Here is a 16,843-nt window from a genome sequence, read left to right as displayed (position 1 = left end):
ATGAATGCGCAGCGGCGTGACTTTCGAATCGCCGAACCGGTGCTCGGCAGGAAGTCACTGGCGCAAGCCGCCAAGGTCTTGTACCTTGACCGGACTCGAAACGATTTCAATGTAAAGAGCAGCCCTGTCCCCAACAGCAGAGGCTGCCACATGACGCAAGACCCCCACGAAGGATTGCGTCCGGCCTGTGCGAGGGCCGGGCACTTTGGTGCCACTAGAGGAGATAACGATGAAGTCGAGAGTGAAAGGACTCCTGCGCCTTGGCGCGGGCGGGGTGATGCTGACCGTGCCGATCATGGCCTCAGCATTGAAGTTCGAATCCGGCGAGATCCAGGGTAGCTTCGATACGACCCTGTCGGCCGGTGTCCAGATCCGCATGCAGGATCCGGACGAAACCTTATACGGAATTGCCAACGGCGGCGTCGGCCGCTCCGTCAACGATGACAACGGCAACCTGAACTACAAGAAGGGTGACGTCACCTCAGCGCCCATCAAGGCGACGCACGACCTGGAATTGACCTGGCGCAATTTCGGTCTGTTCAACCGCGTGTCGTACTTCTACGACATCGAGAACCATGACTCGGACAAGCTGGGCCGCCGCGGTGAAGACCGCCTGGGCGCGGAATTCGACCTTCTCGATCTCTTCGTCTACGGCAACTTCAATGTGGCGGGGCGCAGTGTTTCCGCACGCTTTGGGCGGCAAGTAGTGAGTTGGGGCGAAAGCACCTTCATCCCCAATGGCATCAATTCGATCAACCCGGTTGATGTCTCCAAGCTGCGCCAGCCGGGCTCCGAAATCAAGGAGGCGCTGCTGCCGCTGCCGATCGCATGGTCGTCCATCTCCCTGACCGACTCCCTCAGCGCAGAACTGCTGTGGATTCTTTCCTGGGACAAGACTGAGATCGATCCGAAGGGCGCTTTCTTCTCCAATACCGACGTGCTGTCCGACGACGCCACGCAGGTCTTTGCTGGCTTTGGTCGAGGCCCTGACGAGCGTTCGCCACCCGGCGCGCAATCTTGGGGCGTCCGCCAAGCCGATCAGAATCCGGATAACCAGAGCTCGCAGTACGGCATCTCCTTCCGTTATCTGGCGGAAGCCCTGAACAGCACAGAGTTCGGCCTTTACTACCTGCGCTATCACAGTCGTACCCCGTTGGTATCGGGCGTACGTGCGGATCCTCTGGCGCCGGCAGCCACCAACCGCTTTGGCCTGTTCACGAATGCGCAGTCTGCACCTAGCACAACCCCAGGAGGTCCCGGTGGTTCTGCCTTCTACTTCGCGGAGTATCCGGAGGACATTGATCTCTATGGCCTCAGCTTCAACACCAACGGACCGTTCGGCGTCGCCCTGCAGGGCGAATATTCGTATCGTCCAAACCAGCCTCTGCAGCGCGAAGACGTGGAGATCGTGCTGGCCGTTCTGGGTCTGCCGAATGACATCACGGGCCGCGGCTTCCAGGGCGCTACGCCCGTAGCGGCGCTGGTGCCGCAGGGAACGATCATCCAGGGTTACAAGCGGGTGCCGATGCACCAGATTCAGGCAACGGCGACCAAGGCATTCGGGCCAACTTTTGGGGCGCAGCAATTTGCCCTGATTGCCGATGCCGGCTTCACCCACCTCGAATTGCCGGACGGCATGCTGTTCAATGGACCAGGAACCAACCTACCTTCTGACGCATCGTACGGCCCCACCGGACCGCTGGCGGCAGTGACTCAGGGTGCTACACAGGCCGGCGAAGGCTATGCCGACGAAAGTTCCTGGGGCTACCGTCTGGTAGGCCGTCTCGAATATGAAAACGTGATTGGCGCTGCCGGCCTGACGCCCCGCATCGTGTTCGCACACGATGTCAACGGCGTCGGTCCTACCTTCAACCAGGACACCAAGGCCGTGACACTCGGCCTGGGTCTGAACTACCTGCAGCGCTGGCAGGCTGACCTGGCCTACACCAGCTTCTTCGGCGGGCGCACCTATTCGGGCACGGACAATGCCGGCAGCTACGCCAGCAGCGCCAATCCCCTCAAGGATCGTGACTTCCTCGCTCTCAGCGTCTCGTACGCGTTCTGAGCGAGGACACAAGGAGAATTTCATGAAGCACAAGATGATTAAGACGAGCCTGATGGCTCTGGCCTTCTTCGCCGGCACCGCGCAGGCCGCGGTGTCCGCCGATGAAGCCGCCGCACTCGGCAAGACGCTGACCCCCATCGGGGCCGAGAAGGCCGGAAACAAGGACGGCAGCATTCCTGCCTGGGACGGCGGCCTGGTGAAGGCGCAGCCGGGCTTCAAGCCGGGCGGCCACTATCCGGATCCCTACTCCAGCGACAAGCCGCTGTTCACCATCACCGCCGCCAATGCCGAGCAGTACAAGGACAAGCTCTCTCCCGGCCAGATCGCGCTGCTGAAGCGCTACGCCGACTGGAAGATGGTGGTCTACCCGACACGCCGCAGCGCCGGCTATCCGCAGAAGTGGTACGACGAGTCCATTGCCAACGCCACCAAGGTCAACCTGGTCGGCGGCGGCAACGGCTTCACCGGCAGCAGCGACGGCACGCCCTTCCCGATCCCGAAGAACGGACAGGAAGCGATCTGGAACCACCTGACGATCTACAAGGGTGATACCTACGCCACGTCCTGGGCGCAGGCACCGGTCACGCAGGGCGGTGACTTCAACCTGGTGCGCTTCGACTACGAGTACGACTTCACGTACGGAAACCAGAAGAAGACGCCGGCACAGCGCGAAGGCAACCTGCTGTTCTACTTCCTGCAGATCATCAAGGACCCGCCGCGTCTGGCGGGCGGCATCCTGCTGGTGCACGAATACGCCGACCAGGTGACCCAGCCGCGCAAGGCATGGACCTACAGCCCGGGACAGCGCCGCGTGCGCCTGGCTCCGAGCGTGGCCTATGACAACCCGGGTACTGCCTCGGACGGCCTGCGCACCAACGACGACTTCAACATGTTCAACGGTGCGACGGATCGCTACGACTGGAAGCTGGTGGGCAAGAAGGAGATGTTCATCCCCTACAACGGCTACAAGCTCAACGGTCCCTCGCTCAAGCTGAAGGAAGTCCTGAAGCCCGGCCACATCAACGGTGACCATGCACGCTATGAGCTGCACCGCGTCTGGGTGGTGGAAGCCACGCTCAAGCCCGGCACCTCGCACGTGTACAAGCGCCGCACCATGTACCTGGACGAGGACAGCTGGACCGTGGCCGTGTCCGACAAGTACGACAACCGTGACCAGCTGTGGCGCGTGAGTGAGATGCACCGCATCCAGTACTACGACGTGCCGTTCCTGGGCCCCGGCCCCGAGGTGCACCACGACCTGCAGTCGGGCCGCTACATCGCCATGCAGCTGTTCAACGAGGAGAACGTCCTCTACAAGCCGGTCAACCGTACCCCGGCCGACTTCACGCCGGACGCCCTGCGCAGCAAGGGCACGCGCTAAGGCATTTCACTGACATTTTGGCACCTGGGGCGCGACGCGAGTCGCGCCCCGATTTTTTGTGCACTGCAAGGTTCTTCGGGGGCTCCGCTAGGCTATAGTCGCAGCATTCAATTACCCCGACGCGACAAGGCATAGAACGGCGACATGGACGCTGTCACGCCCCCGGCCGAAGTCTTCACCCACAAGTTCTTCGCCCCTCCCTCGTATCCCGGTGCGATCCACCGCCGGGAGCTGCTGGAGCGCCTGTTCCGTCAGCCGGGTTACGGCGTGGTGGTGGTGCAGGCACCGGCCGGGCACGGCAAGTCCACACTGCTGCAGCAGGCCAAGAGCCTGGCCGATCAACAGGGTGCCCTGACCGGGTGGCTGGCCTTCGACGAAGCCGACAACGACATGCGCCGTTTCACGGTGCACATGCAGGCCCTGGTGGAAAGCCTGGGCAGCCAGGATGCCGCCGACACCACGCCTGGCACGCGCCGCCGCCTGTCCGACTGGATGTCCACCCAGTTGGTGCAGTTCGACCGGCCGGTGCGCCTGTTCTTCGACGAATTCCAGGTGCTCAACAGCCGCGGCGTGCTGACCGCCTTCCGCGACCTGCTGGAGCGCATCCCGGAGAACGTCACCATCTTCATCGGCTCCCGCGCCCTGCCGGAGATCGGCCTGGCACGGCTGATGGTCAACAACCAGGCCCTGGTGCTGCGCGCCGACGACCTGCGCTTCACCCATGACGAGGCCCATCAGTTCTTCTCGCAGGCCCGCGATCTTGGCGTGAACCCGCAGGAACTCGATGCCATCTACCGGCAAACCGAAGGCTGGCCGGCGGCGCTACAGCTGTTCCGACTGTCCCTGGCCAGCCCCTCGGTCCGCCGCAGCCTGACCGGTATGTCCGGCTACAAGCCGCGCGAGCTGGCCGAGTACCTGGCCGACAACGTGCTGACCCTGCAGACCCCCCGCGTGCAGGAGTTCCTGCGGCGCAGCTCGGTGCTGACGCGCCTGTCGGCCGACCTCTGCGATCACGTCACCGGCTGGCAGGACTCGCAGAGCATCCTGCTGTTCCTGGAACGCTCCGGACTGTTCCTGCGCAGCCTGGATTCCGACCTCTGCTGGTTCAAGTACCACACCCTGTTCTCGTCCTTCCTGGCTGAGCAGGTGCGCAGCGAGGAACCCGAGGCCGTACTGGAGGTGCATCAGCGTGCCGCCGACTGGTTCCACGGCCACGGCTGCACGAGGACGCGCTGCACCACGCCATCGCTGCGCGCAACTACGCCTTCGCCACCGACATCATGAACGTCTGGGCGGACCGGCTGATCGCCGACGCCAACCTGGTGACCATGGAGCGCTGGTCCGACAACCTGCCCCTGGACCAGATCGCCAGTCGCCCGGAACTGGCCATCAAGATCGCCTGGGCGCTGATCTTCCTGCGCCGCCACCACAAGCTGCGGCCGATCCTCAGCACGCTGGAAGAGGTCTCGCAGGAAGCCGACACCCTGGTGGCGCGCTCGATGCTGGCGCTGGTGCTGGACGACATGCCGCGCGCCTTCGCCCAGGTGGACCAGATCCCCATCACAGGCCAGCAGCCGGTGGGCTTCCGCGCCTTCGAGCTCGGCGCCGCAGCCAACGTCGCCGGCTACCGCGCGCTCTGCGCCGGCGACTTCGACAAGGCCAGCGAGTTGCTCAACATCGCCCGCAGCTACGGTGAGCGCGGCGAGGCCGCCTTCAGCGGCGGCTACACCGTGGCCGTGGGCGGCATGAACCTGGTGATGCAGGGCCGACTGGCCGAGGCCCTGGCGCGCTACCGCAGCGGCATGTCGGCCCACCACCTGGACCTGGAGAAGCCCTTCGCCACCGGCTCGCTGGTGTCCTGCTTCATCAGCGCGCTCTACGAGAGCAACGACCTGGACACCGCGGAGTCCATGTTCACGCAGTTCCACGACGTGATCGCCGACGGCGTGCTGCTGGACTTCATGGTGCCGGGCTACATCGCCATGGCACGCATCCAGGAGGTGCGCGGCCGCCCCAACCGCACCGAGGAAATCCTGGCCGAGGCCGAGCAGATCGCCCACACCGCCGGCTGGCCGCGCCTGATGCGCATCGTCAGCTGGGAGCGCGTGCGGCGCCTGCTGCTGGCCGGCGAGATCGACCGCGCCCAGGCCATCGCCAGCCGCATCCCGCGCCAGCCGGAATTCGCCCTGCCGGAAGGCTCGATGATCTATACCGAGGCCACCGAGGGCGACGCCATCGGCGCCATCCGCGTGGCCCTCCACAGCGGCAACGTGGACACCGCGCTGGCCCAGCTCGCCACCGAGCTGGCCGTGGCCCAGCGCCAGGGCCGCAGCTACCGACAGATCAAGCTTCTGGTACTGGACGCCCTGGCCCAGCGCATCAAGGGCAACGAGAACCACGCCCATCGCAGCCTGCACCGCGCCCTGCAGCTGGCCGAGCCCGGCGGCTTCCTGCGCCTGTTCCTGGACGAGGGCGAGAAGATCCTGCCCCTGCTGCGCGACGAACATACCGCGCTCGCCGGCAACAGCGCCCCGGAAGCCGCGGCGCTGCGCGCCTTCGTGGTACGCCTGCTGGATGCCGCCGGCCAGCATGCCGACGTCGTCTCCCGCCCCGCCGACAGCGGCTTCCAGCCCCTGGAGCCGTTGACCGATCGCGAGAAGCAGATCCTGGTCTACCTCGCCAACGGCGTGTCCAACAAGGAGATGGCGCGGCGCATCTTCGTGTCCGAGAACACGGTGAAGTTCCACCTGAAGAACATCTACTCGAAGCTCGCCGTGGCCAGTCGCCTGCAGGCGATCAATGCCGCAAGGCAGATGGGGTTGCTGTAGGGATTCCGGCTCCCACAGGCAGATGACAGACTCGTAGGAGCGGCCGTTAGCCGCGATCCATAGCTCATCGTAGCGCAGCGATCTCGCGGCCAACGGCCGCTCCTACGAAGAATCCCTGTCGGCGTGGGAACGAGCTAGCTACTCAACATCACCCGATTCTTCTCCCTGAACCACACGAACCAGTCGATCGCCGCCGGGTTCAGCATCGCATCGCGGCTCGCGGCCTTTTCCAGCGGCCAGCCGACCAAGATCTTGCGCACCGGCACTTCCATCTTCTTGCCGGTCAGCGTGTAAGGGATGTCATCGACCCGATACATCTGGTCCGGCACGTGACGCGGGCTGCAATCGACACGCAGGCGGCGGGCGATGCGGTTGCGCAGTTCCTCGTCCAGCACGGCGCCCGGGCGCAGCTTGATGAACATCGGCATGAAGAAGCGCCCGCCGGCCAGCTCGCAGCAGACAATCAGGCTGTCCAGCACCTCTTCCATGCGCTCGACGCTGCGGTAGACCTCCGCCGTGCCAATGCAGACACCATAGCGATTCAGCATGGAGTCGGAGCGACCCAGGATGTAGCAGCCGCCACGCTCATTGATGCGGATGAAATCACCGTGGCGCCAGACACCGGGCCAGGTGGAGAAGTAGGACTCGCGGTAGCGCTTGTCCCCCTCGTCGTTCCAGAAACGTAGCGGCATCGACGGGAAGGGTTTGGTCACCACCAGCTCGCCCACCTGCCCGTCCAGCTCCTGGCCCTGCTCATCCCAGACGTGTACGTCCATGCCCAGCGAGCGCGCCTGGATCTCGCCGGCATGCACCGGCAGCGTGGGGCTGGCGCCGACGAAGGCGGAGGCGATCTCGGTGCCGCCGCTCTGCGAGGTCACCCAGAGATCGGGTTTCACCTCCTCATACAGCCAGGAGAAGGTCTCCGGCGTGGAGGGCGACCCCGCCAGCAGGATCATCTCCAGGTCCTTGAGCGGGTATTGCAGCCGCGGTCGCAACCGATCCTTCTGCATCACCTGCACGAAGCCGGGGCTGATGCCCAGGTGCGTGACCCGCGCCTGCTCGGCGATGCGCCACAGCACGCCGGAGTCCGGTGCGATCGGCGAGCCGTCGTACAGCACCGGCGCGGCATCCTGCAGCAGGCTGGCCAGCAGGATGTTCCACATCATCCAGCCGGTGGTCGAATAGAAGAACGGCCTCGATCCGGCGCGCAGGCCGAGGTGGAAGGCGCCGACCTTGCAGTGCTCCAGCAGCACGCCGACGTGGCTGTGCACCACCGCCTTGGGCAGGCCGGTGGTGCCGGAGCTGAACAGGATCCACAGCGGATGATCGTAGCCGACGCGCTCGTAGCGGAAGCCGCTGCGCGGCACCTCGGGCTGGTCCAGCAGCTTTTCCCAGGGGATCGTGCCCGCCGGCGGCGGGCGGTCCGGGTGAAGATAGGTAAGCCAGACCGTGTGCTGCAGGCTGTCGAGGCTGCCCAGGATCTGCTGCACCTCGCCCTCGCGCGGAAACTCCTGCCCGGCGAAGCGGTAGCCGTCCACCGCGAACAGCAGCTTGGGCTTGATCTGCGCGAAACGGTCGATCACCGCGCGCGCACCGAACTCCGGCGAGGCCGCCGCCCAGATCGCGCCGATGGCCGTGGTTGCCAGCATGGCGATGGCGGTCTCGGGCACGTTGGGCATGTAGCTCGCCACACGGTCGCCGGGGCCCACGCCCAGCTTGCGCATCTGCTCGGCCAGGATCCGCACCTGGCCGCCCAGCTCGTCCCAGCGCATCGTCGCCGGTGCGCGCAGCTCCGAGGAGTGGTGGAACACCACCGCCTCGGGATGATCGGCCTCGCGCCGCAGCAGATGCTCGGCATAGTTCAGCCGCGCACCCTCGAACCAGCGCGCGCCGGGCAGGGTCTGCCGGTCCAGCACGCGCAGGTACGGTGTCTCCGAGCGGATGTCGAAGTAGTCCCAGCAGGCTGCCCAGAACTGCTCCAGCTCGTCCACCGACCAGCGTCGCAGCGCTTCGTAGTCCTCCAGGTCCAGTCCGTTGCGGGCATTGACCCAGTGGCGGAAGCGCTCGACGCCAGACAACGCGCAGTAGGCCGCAGGGGGCGTCCAGAGCAGATCGCCCTCGACGACCCCGCGCGGCGTTTCAGCCAATGCGGCCATGGCTCGGCTGGTGCTCAGACCCGGCGCACGCCCGGTGCATGCACCGTGAGGATCGGCTCGCTGACCAGGCCGAACTGCTGCAGCACGCCCAGCAGCTCGCGATGGCCCAATGCCTGGCAGCCGGAGGCAAAGCCGTAGCGCTTGGACGGGGCCTGCAGCAGGTGGTAGGCGAAGTAGGCCTGCATCAGGCCGGTCTGCTTGTAGTTGCAGTTGCCGTGGATCACGCAGTGGGCGCGGCCCAGCGCGCCGCTGGCATGCACCGAGTCCACCGAGATGTTGATGCGCGGGTTCTCGCGCGGCGGCATGCCGGCCTGCAGCGAGGCCGCCATGTCGGACAGCGCCTTTTCCTGCTCGGCCTTGGGCAGCGGCTTGATCTTCTCCTCGATCACGGCGTTGAGCTGGATCACGCTCTCCATCACCGTGCGCTCGAACACGCCACCCATGACCTTGCAGTCGGACACGCGCGGGTCGTTCTTGAACCACACCGGGTGCGCGGTGCCGCCCCAGGGCAGGGCTAGCGCGGTGGTGTGCTGGCCCGGCACGCCGACCTCGGCCTTGGCGCCGAAGGGCCACTTCACGTACTGCTTCTGCTCCAGGTAGTAGAAGTCGGCCGTGAGGATGCTGAAGATGGTCTGGGTCGAGGCGTAGGTCGGGAAGCCCTTCCACAGCACCAGGATGTCCAGCTTGTCCAGGCCCGGGGTCTCCAGGCAGATGTTCGCGGCGATCTCGCCGGTGGTGTACATCTGAGCGATGCCGGGCGCCAGCACCAGGTTCTTCTCCTTGAACTTCTCGCCCCAGGTCTCCTCGGCGTGCATCATCCAGTTCTGTTCGCCGTTGGTGTCGGTGTAGTGGCAGCCGGTGGCCAGCGCCGCCTCCACCGCCTCGGGGCCGTACTTCATGAACGGGCCGACCATGTTCAGCACGACCTTGGCGCCCTTGAACAGCTTGGTCAGCGCCTCGGTGGTGTGCTCCACCTCGGCGATCTCGTAGTCGGCGTTCTCGATGCCGGGCACCTTGTCCATCACTTCCTTGATGCGCTTGGCATCACGGCCAGCGGCGATGAAGGGCAGGCGATATTCGCGCAGGTATTCCGCCACCAGGCGGCCGGTGTAGCCGGTGACACCGTAGATCACGACAGGCTTCTTGCTGCTCATTTTTGTCTCCTCTGGATTTTCAGTGTTAAGCCGTCATGCCGCCGTCGACCACGAGGTCGGAGCCGGTGACGTAGCTGGATTCGTCGGAGGCCAGGAACAGCACCGCCGCCGCGATTTCGGAAGGTTTTGCAAAACGGCCCATGGGGATGCGCGCCAGCGTGCGGGTGGCGAACTCCTGGGCTTTCTCGGGGGTCATGCCGGCCAGGGCGCCGGCCACCATCTGGGTCTCGGCGAAGCCCGGGCAGACGTTGTTGACGCGCACCCGGTAGCCGCTGCGCGCGCAGTGGATCGCCGCCGAGCGGCTGAAGATGCGCACGCCACCCTTGCTGGCGTTGTAGGCCGGGATCAGGGGCTCGCCCATGATGCCCTCGATGCTGGCGATGTTGATGATCGAACCGCCGCTGGACTTCATGCGCGCGATCGCCGCCTGGGTGCCGTTGAAGACGGCGGTCAGGTTGATGTCGATGGTGCGCTGCCAGTCCTTCTGCGAGATGGCCTCCACGTCCGCGATGCCGGCGACGCCGGCATTGTTCACCAGCACGTCCAGACGGCCCCAGTCGGCGACCACGCCGTCCAGAACCTCGTTCCACTGGGCCACGTCGGTGACGTCCTGCACGCGGAACTTTGCGTTCGGCCCCAGGCGCTTGGCCTCGGCCTCGCCCGCGGCGCGGTCCACGTCGGTCAGCAGCACCTTGGCGCCCTCGGCCAGCAGCGCCTCGGCGGCGGCCAAGCCCAGGCCGCGGGCACCGCCGGTGACGACGCAGACCTTACCCTCTACCCGCTTGCTCATCGGCTGCTCCTCAGGCCTTGGCCGCGGCCGTGCCGCGCCAGTCGTAGTCGGTGGATTCCTGCGCAAACGTCACGAACCAGTCGATCGACTCCGGGTTCATCATCGCGTCGCGGCTGGCGGCCTTGTCCAGCGGCCAGCCCATCAGCAGCTTGCGCACCGGCACCTCCATCTTCTTGCCGGTCAGGGTGTAGGGAATGGCATCCACGCCATAGATCTTGTCCGGCACGTGGCGCGGGCTGCAGTCATCGCGCAGGCGCGTGTTGATCTTCTTGCGCAGCGCGTCGTCCAGCACCGCGCCCGGCTTCAGGCGCAGGTACAGCGGCATGAAGAAGTTGCCGCCCGGCAGTTCCACGCAGACGATCAGGCTGTCGGCCACTTCCTCCACCTGCTCCACCGCGCGGTAGATCTCGGCGGTGCCGATACGCACGCCGAAGCGGTTGAGCGTGGAATCCGAGCGGCCGTAGATGTAGCAACCGCCGCGCCCTTTGATCTTGATGAAGTCGCCGTGGCGCCAGATGCCGGGGAAGACATCGAAGTAGGACTCGCGGTAGCGCTTGCCGCCGGTGTCGTTCCAGAAGTGGATCGGCATGGATGGGAACGGGCTGGTCACCACCAGTTCACCGACCTCGTCGATCAGTTCCTTGCCGTCGTCGGTCCAGGCGTGCACGTCCATACCCAACATGCGCGTCTGGATCTCGCCGGCGTGGACCGGCAGGGTCGGCGAGGCGCCGACGAAGCCGCTGCAGATCTCGGTGCCGCCGCTCTGCGAGGTGACCCACAGGTCCTGCTTCACCGCCTTGTAGAACCAGGCGAAGGTCTCCGGCGTGGACGGCGCGCCGGCCACTACGATGCCTTCCAGGGCCGACAGGTCGTACTGCTCGCCGGGCTTGAGGCCTGCCTTCTCCATCATCTGCACGAAGGTGGGGCTAGCGCCGTAGCTGGTGGCGCGCGTCTCGGCGGCGAGCTTCCACAGGAAGTCCGGCGTGGGGAAGGCCGGGTTGCCGTCGTAGAGCACCGCCGCGCTGCCGGTCAGCAGCGAGGCGATCACCAGGTTCCACATCATCCAGCCGGTGGTGCTGTAGAAGAACATCACCGACTTGGGGCCCAGGTTCAGGTGGAAGCTGAGCAACTTGTAGTGTTCCAGTAGCACGCCGACATGGCTGTGCACGATGGCCTTGGGCAGGCCGGTGGTGCCCGAGGAGAACACCACCCAGAGCGGATGGTCGTATTCGACCCGGGTGAACTGGAAGCCCTCGCGCGGCACGTCCGGGTGGTCCAGCAGCGAGGACCAGGCGACCAGGTCCGGCATGGCCGGCGGTGCGGCCTGCGGGTCCAGGTAGGGCAGCCAGACGATCTTCTTCAGGCTCGGCAGCGAGCCGGCGATACGGCGCACTTCCTCTTCGCGCTTGAAGTCCTTGCCGCCAAAGCGGTAGCCGTCGGCGGCGAAGATCAGCTTAGGCTCGATCTGCGAGAAGCGCTCGATCACCGTCTTGACGCCGAACTCCGGCGCCGCCGAGGACCAGATGCATCCGATGGCGGCCGTGGCCATCATCGCGATGGCGGTCTCCGGCACGTTGGGCATGTAGGACACCACGCGGTCGCCGGGCTGCAGGCCCATGGCGCGCAGGCGCGTGGCCAGGATGCGCACCTGCCGGCCCAGCTCACGCCAGTTCATGGTGGCCAGCGGGCGCGTCTCGGACAGGTGGTGGAACACCGGGCGGTCCGCACCCTCCACCTCATGGCGCAGCAGGTGCTCGGCATAGTTCACGCGCGAGCCGGGGAACCACTGCGTGCCCATCATGCCGCCGTCGGCCGGGCGTTCCAGCACGCTGCGGTAGGGCTGGTCGGACTGCACCTCGAAGTAATCCCAGATCGAGGCCCAGAAGCCGGCCGTATCCTTCACCGACCACTGCCACAGGGCGTGGTAGTCCGCGGTGTCGATGCCGCGCTCGGCCTTCAGCCAGCGCTGGTAGCGGGCGATGTTGGACGCATCCGCGAATTCCTTGCGCGGCGCCCAGAGCTTTTCTCCTTCCATGACCATCGCTGTTTCTCCTTATATTTCTTGTGTCAGCCCAGTGCGTAGACTTCGTAGCGCACCTCGTGGCGCTGCATGTCCACGTGCCCCCGCCCGACGCAGGCCAGGCGCTGCAACCACTGGTAATCCGGGTGCGCCGTACGCAGACGCGGAAAGGTGTGCAGCTCGGCGCTGGGCGGAACCTCGCCGCGCAGGAACCCCTCGTAGGCTCCCACGCCAAAATCGCCCAGGCCCTCATAGCGCGCCTCGATCAGCGCGCCGTCGTCGGTCTCCAGCGTCAGCAGCACCTCGAGCAAGCCCATGCCGTCACGGCGCAGCAGGAAGGCGTCTTGCCCCACCGCACGCAGCTTGCCGCGCAACCGCGCACCCTCGAAGAGGCCGCCGGTGACGTGGAAGTTCACGCGAATGCCCTCCGGCACGGGCCCGATCACCTCGGGCGGCGCCTGCAGCGTCGCGTCCATGGTGAACAGGTGATCCCCGCGCAGGGACAGGTCGGTCATTGGCGCAGCTCCGCCAGGCGCTGCAGCACCGACTCAGGCTGCGCGTCGGCCGGGATCGCTGCATGGCGGAATCCCTGCGGCGGGCAATCTTCCGCCGCCGCGCCGCCCCAGTAGGCCGGCGCCAGCGGACGGCCACTGGTCGAATCCGGCGCGATGACGAAGGCCAGGCCCGCCGCGGGGGTACCGGCCGGCCCTTGCAGGCCTGCCTCCCAGCGATAGTGCGCCGCCACGTTCAGCACCGGCGTGTACAGCTCCGGCAGCGGCGGCTCCTCGCCTTCCTGCAGCAGCAGGATGTCGATGCCGGCCTCGCCGAAGCAGCGCAGGAAGTCGGCCATGTACACCGCCGCGCTGTCGGCCTCGTCCTCGCCCACTTCCACCGTCTCGCCATGCGCGAGCCGGTAGGCCGCCGCCACCCAGGCGCGCGGCGAAGGGCAGGCCAGCGCCAGCGGCGCCTCGGCGAAACAGGAGCGCAGGCCCTTGGCGAGTTCCACCAGGTGCGCGCGCAGCGACTCGTCGGCCAGCAGCGTCTTGAGCGGCACCACGGCGCGGCGCTTGGCCGCCATGGCCTCGCGCAGCGCCGGATGCGCCGCCACCCAGGCCTCGGTCACCGCGGCCACCGGCAGCTGCAGCACGTCGGAACGCAGCAGGCCCTGCGCCTTGCGCTGAAGCGCGATGGTGCCGGCCACGTCCAGCCAGGGCACGGCGCCTCCGGCCAGCAGGGCGCCGGCATAGTCGCCGTAGTCCAGCCACAGCGGCCGCTTGCCGGCGGACAGCATCGCGGACAGGGAGGCCATCAGACCGCCGTGTAGCCGCCGTCGAGCACCAGCTCGGTGCCGGTGATCCAGCGGCCGGCCTCGGAGCTGAGATAGATCACGGCGCTGGCCACGTCGGCCGGCTTGCCGAAGCCGCCCAGCGGATGCGCCGCCTTAAAGGCGCCCTCAGCGGTGGCGTAGTCCGGCGCCAGCTTCAGGTCCACGAAGTGCTTGATGAAGTTGGTGCCCATCTCGGTGTCGACGATGGCCGGGTGTACCGAGTTGATGCGGATGCCCAGGCCCAGCTGCGCGCATTCCACCGCCGCCGCCTTGGCCATCAGGCGCACCGCGCCCTTGGAGGCGTGATAGGCGATGTGGCCGGTCGTGCCGATCAGGCCCGCCACCGAGGAAAGGTTGACGATGGAGCTGCCCGGCTTGAGCGTGCGCACCGCGTGCTTCAGGCCCAGGAAGACGCCATTGACGTTGACGTCCATCAGCTTGCGGAAATCTTCCAGCTCGCACTGCGCCAGCAGCGCGGCGGTCTCGATGCCGGCGTTGTTCACCAGGATGTCAAAGCCGCCCAACTCGTTCTGCGTCGCCGCGATGGCCGCTTCCCACTCGGCTTCCACGGTGACGTTGTGATGCGTGAAGGCCGCCTTGCCACCAGCCTTGCGGATCTTCTCCACGGTCTGCTGCCCGACGCTGTCGAGGATGTCGGTCACCATCACCGCCGCGCCGGCCTGCGCCAGCGCCTCCGCCACCTCGGCACCGATACCGCGCGCGCCGCCGGTAACCAGGGCCACCTTGCCGTCGAGCCGGAACATCTTGTTGTAATCGGTCATTGTTCTCCTCCTGTCGATCCTTGGGATTTGCGGCGCCCTACCGTCTGGTGAGGCGCCGCTCCCCCTTTTACTTGCCGCTCTGGCACTCCGCCAGTTGCGCCTTCAGCTTCTCGACCTCGCCCTCCAACTGCATGATCGCGAGGTCCTTGGGGTTGGGCATGAACACGCCCTGGATCTGGTCCGCCGGCATCTTCACGCGCTGGCCCATCGGGGTCGTGGCGTAGATCTCCTTCGGGTTGTCCCAGGAGCCCAGGTATGGCAGGTGTGCCGGCGGCTCGGGGGTGACCCATTCCTTGCAGAACTGGTCGAAGGGCTTGCCGCGGGCCAGACGCTGGCGGCGCACATCGGCACGCAGCTTCGCGGTGGCGTCCTCGTCCACCACCAGGGTCTTGTCGTCGAACACCACCTGGTAGATCTCGCGGGCCAGGTCGGGCGACAGCAGGTCCTCGCGCACGTCCTTCATCACCAGCGCCGGGTCGCGCTCCAGCACGTCGCCGTAGCCGCCACCGGAGCCCTGGCAGATCATGTAGATCTCGCCATCGCTGCAGAGCTCGAAAGTCATGCCCATGTCGTTGCTGCTGTACTTGCCGCCAGGGATCGGGCGCTCGTTCATCAGCTTGACGATGTCGAACACCTCGACCACGTTCGGATTCTTCTTCAGCTCCTCGAAGATGTTGATGCCCTTGATCTTCATCAGCTGGTAGCTGGGGCAGGAGTAGCCGCCGAACAGGCCTTGCGCCGAGGGGAACTTGGAGCCCTCGCAGCCCGTCATGAAGCCCCACAGGCCCGAACCGCGCGCCGTGGCGATCTGCTCGTAGCCCATGCCGCCGCGATACTTGCCGAAACCGATGCGGTCCTTGGCCAGGCGCTGGGCGCCCAGGCGGATGATCGGGGTGTCCTCTTCGTTGATCTCGTGCTCGCCCGAGTCGGCCATGAAGCCGAACACCGGCGACACCGAGTGCTCGCCGTCCGCGTGGCTGCGCGCGCCCTGCCCCATGCCGTTGATGTCACCGCAGAAGTTGCCGGTGACGTCGCCGTGCTGGGTCAGGCCGCCGTAGATGAAGGTGGCGGCCTGGTCGTACTGCGAGGCGATGATCGCCGAGTACTTTTTCGGCAGGCTATAGTTGAACTTGGCCATCGGGATGGTCCAGGCCACGCAGGCCTTGAACAGCGGCATCAGGCTCATGGCCTGCGGCATCTCGCCCTCGGCATCCACGATCGAATTGCGGTCAGTGATGACCTCGATCGGCGAGAGAACCGCCATGGTGTGCGGCAGGTCCGGCCAGATATTCTGCAGCAGGCCGGTGGCCAGAGCCGCCTTGAACGACGCCAGGTTGGTGTTCACCGAGCGGTTCAGGAACTGCGGCGCCGTACCGCGGAAGTCCATCAGCATGCGGTCACCCTTGACGGTGATCGCCACACTGATCTTCTGCATGATGTTCTCGCGCAGCGACGAGTCCATGAACTGCAGCACGCGGGTGGTGCCGTCCGGCAGCTCGCGGATGCGGCGGCGCACCTCCACCTCGGTGTCCTCCAGGTGCATGCGCATGGTGCCGATCAGCGCCTCGCGGCCGAACTGGTCCAGGATCGCCACGATACGCTCGCGCAGCCGCATCACCGCGTGCAGCTTGACCTTCATGTCCTCCAGCTGCAGCTTCGGGTCACGCACCGAGTTCTGCAGGAAGGTCACCAGGTCGCGCTTGAGCTGGAAGTTCTCCACGACCTTGAAGGGCGACATCTTGATGCCCTCGTCGTACTTGCTCTCGGCCGCCGCCGGCAGGCCGCCCGGCTCGCAGGCGCCGTTCTCGCCCTCGTGGATGGTCGAGGACAGCCAGCAGATCAGCTCGCCCTTGTAGTACAGCGGCATCATCATCGACTGGTCAGTGTTGTGCACACCGCCGTAGCGCGCGTCGTTGTGGATGAAGCCGTCGCCGTCCTTGACGCCGACGGTGGGGTCTTCCATCCAGTTCTTGATGATGAAGCGGATCGGGTAGAAGGCGCAGGCGGCGAAGGTGATGATGCCATGCGGCGCGATCATCGCCAGGTTGCCGTTGGCGGTGTAGATGGCCGTCACCAGGTCGCCCCACTTGGCACCCGGCGCCGCGCCCATCTGGTTCACCATCTGGAAGGACTCGGACAGCGCCGCGTTCACCAGGCCGCGGATGTGGTGCGCGCGGTGAGCGTCGAAGCCCTTGGAGAGGATCGCGTCCTCCGCCTCGGAGCGCGGCGCCACGCCGTGGTTGCGCATGATCTCGGGATCCGGCCCGAGAAACATCTTGTTGTCGGCGAGGAACTTGTCCAGCAGTGCCTGGTCTTCGGCGGAAATCTTGTCGTGCATGT

At 66.1% G+C, this 16,843-nt stretch carries 12 protein-coding genes; 4 read left to right on the top strand and 8 right to left on the bottom strand.

Annotated features, from left to right (window positions below; genetic code table 11):
- Nucleotides 1-229: 229 nt before the first annotated feature.
- From QT386_RS02755 to QT386_RS02740, 4 genes are all read left to right on the top strand, one after another.
- Nucleotides 230-2,065 (top strand): DUF1302 domain-containing protein, encoded by a 1,836-nt coding sequence (locus tag QT386_RS02755; protein ID WP_289272203.1) that lies wholly within the window; start codon nucleotides 230-232, stop codon nucleotides 2,063-2,065.
- A gap of 22 nt (nucleotides 2,066-2,087) precedes the next feature.
- A complete protein-coding gene (locus tag QT386_RS02750; RefSeq protein ID WP_289272202.1) occupies nucleotides 2,088-3,446 on the top strand; it encodes a DUF1329 domain-containing protein in 1,359 nt (452 codons plus the stop codon).
- A gap of 144 nt (nucleotides 3,447-3,590) precedes the next feature.
- Nucleotides 3,591-4,730 (top strand): hypothetical protein, encoded by a 1,140-nt coding sequence (locus QT386_RS02745; protein WP_289272201.1) that lies wholly within the window; start codon nucleotides 3,591-3,593, stop codon nucleotides 4,728-4,730.
- Nucleotides 4,727-6,274 (top strand): LuxR C-terminal-related transcriptional regulator, encoded by a 1,548-nt coding sequence (locus QT386_RS02740; RefSeq protein WP_289272200.1) that lies wholly within the window; start codon nucleotides 4,727-4,729, stop codon nucleotides 6,272-6,274. Before QT386_RS02745 ends, QT386_RS02740 begins: the two co-directional genes overlap by 4 nt.
- A 134-nt stretch (nucleotides 6,275-6,408) precedes the next feature.
- Here the strand turns inward: QT386_RS02740 and QT386_RS02735 are convergent, their stop codons facing one another.
- From QT386_RS02735 to QT386_RS02700, 8 genes are all read right to left on the bottom strand, one after another.
- A complete protein-coding gene (locus tag QT386_RS02735; RefSeq protein ID WP_289272199.1) occupies nucleotides 6,409-8,430 on the bottom strand; it encodes an acetoacetate--CoA ligase in 2,022 nt (673 codons plus the stop codon).
- 14 nt (nucleotides 8,431-8,444) lie between these two features.
- Entirely contained in the window at nucleotides 8,445-9,584 is a 1,140-nt protein-coding gene (locus QT386_RS02730; RefSeq protein ID WP_289272198.1) for a DUF5938 domain-containing protein, read from the bottom strand.
- A 25-nt stretch (nucleotides 9,585-9,609) separates the two neighbouring features.
- A complete protein-coding gene (locus QT386_RS02725) occupies nucleotides 9,610-10,374 on the bottom strand; it encodes a glucose 1-dehydrogenase (RefSeq protein ID WP_289272197.1) in 765 nt (254 codons plus the stop codon).
- Nucleotides 10,375-10,384: 10 nt separating this feature from the next.
- A complete protein-coding gene (locus QT386_RS02720; RefSeq protein WP_367401370.1) occupies nucleotides 10,385-12,415 on the bottom strand; it encodes an acetoacetate--CoA ligase in 2,031 nt (676 codons plus the stop codon).
- 26 nt (nucleotides 12,416-12,441) lie between these two features.
- Nucleotides 12,442-12,909 (bottom strand): DUF3237 domain-containing protein, encoded by a 468-nt coding sequence (locus QT386_RS02715; protein ID WP_289272195.1) that lies wholly within the window; start codon nucleotides 12,907-12,909, stop codon nucleotides 12,442-12,444.
- Nucleotides 12,906-13,703: a hypothetical protein gene (locus tag QT386_RS02710; protein WP_289272194.1), complete on the bottom strand. Its 798-nt coding sequence runs from the start codon at nucleotides 13,701-13,703 to the stop codon at nucleotides 12,906-12,908. Before QT386_RS02710 ends, QT386_RS02715 begins: the two co-directional genes overlap by 4 nt.
- Nucleotides 13,703-14,503, bottom strand: coding sequence for a glucose 1-dehydrogenase (locus QT386_RS02705; RefSeq protein ID WP_289272193.1), 801 nt, complete (start codon nucleotides 14,501-14,503; stop codon nucleotides 13,703-13,705). The genes QT386_RS02710 and QT386_RS02705 overlap by 1 nt, the downstream gene beginning before the upstream one ends.
- Nucleotides 14,504-14,570: 67 nt before the next feature.
- Nucleotides 14,571-16,841 carry a hydantoinase B/oxoprolinase family protein gene (locus QT386_RS02700; RefSeq protein WP_289272192.1) on the bottom strand — a complete coding sequence of 757 codons (2,271 nt, stop codon included), beginning with the start codon at nucleotides 16,839-16,841 and terminating at the stop codon, nucleotides 14,571-14,573.
- Nucleotides 16,842-16,843: the final 2 nt, after the last annotated feature.

Origin of the sequence: Solimonas sp. SE-A11 (assembly GCF_030345715.1) — a bacterium.
Classification (GTDB): domain Bacteria; phylum Pseudomonadota; class Gammaproteobacteria; order Nevskiales; family Nevskiaceae; genus Solimonas_A.
This window is presented reverse-complemented; position numbering and strand designations above follow the sequence as displayed.

Bases quoted from the DNA above. Each gene is read 5' to 3' on its own strand.
- QT386_RS02755 (WP_289272203.1), top strand. From the start codon at position 230: ATGAAGTCGAGAGTGAAAGGACTCCTGCGCCTTGGCGCGGGCGGGGTG.
- QT386_RS02750 (WP_289272202.1), top strand. From the start codon at position 2,088: ATGAAGCACAAGATGATTAAGACGAGCCTGATGGCTCTGGCCTTCTTC.
- QT386_RS02745 (WP_289272201.1), top strand. From the start codon at position 3,591: ATGGACGCTGTCACGCCCCCGGCCGAAGTCTTCACCCACAAGTTCTTC.
- QT386_RS02740 (WP_289272200.1), top strand. From the start codon at position 4,727: ATGAACGTCTGGGCGGACCGGCTGATCGCCGACGCCAACCTGGTGACC.
- QT386_RS02735 (WP_289272199.1), bottom strand. From the start codon at position 8,430: ATGGCCGCATTGGCTGAAACGCCGCGCGGGGTCGTCGAGGGCGATCTG.
- QT386_RS02730 (WP_289272198.1), bottom strand. From the start codon at position 9,584: ATGAGCAGCAAGAAGCCTGTCGTGATCTACGGTGTCACCGGCTACACC.
- QT386_RS02725 (WP_289272197.1), bottom strand. From the start codon at position 10,374: ATGAGCAAGCGGGTAGAGGGTAAGGTCTGCGTCGTCACCGGCGGTGCC.
- QT386_RS02720 (WP_367401370.1), bottom strand. From the start codon at position 12,415: ATGGTCATGGAAGGAGAAAAGCTCTGGGCGCCGCGCAAGGAATTCGCG.
- QT386_RS02715 (WP_289272195.1), bottom strand. From the start codon at position 12,909: ATGACCGACCTGTCCCTGCGCGGGGATCACCTGTTCACCATGGACGCG.
- QT386_RS02710 (WP_289272194.1), bottom strand. From the start codon at position 13,703: ATGGCCTCCCTGTCCGCGATGCTGTCCGCCGGCAAGCGGCCGCTGTGG.
- QT386_RS02705 (WP_289272193.1), bottom strand. From the start codon at position 14,503: ATGACCGATTACAACAAGATGTTCCGGCTCGACGGCAAGGTGGCCCTG.
- QT386_RS02700 (WP_289272192.1), bottom strand. From the start codon at position 16,841: ATGCACGACAAGATTTCCGCCGAAGACCAGGCACTGCTGGACAAGTTC.